1 protein-coding gene is annotated in these 733 nt (G+C 45.8%); it reads left to right on the top strand.

Annotated elements, in window-relative coordinates; translation table 11 throughout:
• On the top strand, positions 1-733 hold a 733-nt coding region (locus tag AC4GME_RS03920; RefSeq protein ID WP_490379038.1), incomplete at both ends, for a carbohydrate binding domain-containing protein.

The raw sequence follows: 733 nt of genomic DNA, 5'->3' as shown, positions 1-733 counted from the left end.
CCGGAAACACCGACGACACCGGAAACACCGACGACACCGGAAACACCGACGACGCCGGAAACGCCTGTAGCAAACAATTTAGTTAATGGTGATTTTGAAAGTTGGACTGATGGCAAACCCACCGGTTGGACAACCATTGACGATGGGATCACAGTACTACAAGATAGTACTGTTTTTAAAACTGGCTTAAATTCTGCAGCAATTACAGTGACGACTGGCGATCAAGGTGCTACCGATTTCCGTCAAAGCGTCGATGTGGTAGCAGGTAAAACATATACTCTGTCTATGTCAATTTATCATACCAAAGGCTTCCAGAAAGCACGTGTTTATCTAGATACTTATCAAGGTTATTCAGCTCCAGAGTTAATTAATCAATGGCAGGAAGTCAGCACTGATTATACCGCTTCAGAAACTAAGAGCATTGAAATTGGTGCGCGTTTTTACGATATAACAGGATTTGAAGATTCAGAAATCGTATATATCGATAATTTGACCTTCTCGGAGAAGACTGAAACTACCCCAACGGAACCAGTTGAGCCAACCGATCCAGTCGAGCCAACAGATCCAGTTGAGCCAACAGATCCGGTCGAGCCAACAGATCCAGTTGAGCCAACAGATCCAGTTGAGCCAACAGATCCAGTCGAGCCAACAGATCCAGTCGAGCCAACAGATCCAGTTGAGCCAACAGATCCAGTCGAGCCAACAGATCCAGTTGAGCCAACAGATCCAGTCG

Source organism: Psychromonas sp., assembly GCF_983033635.1.
This window is presented reverse-complemented; position numbering and strand designations above follow the sequence as displayed.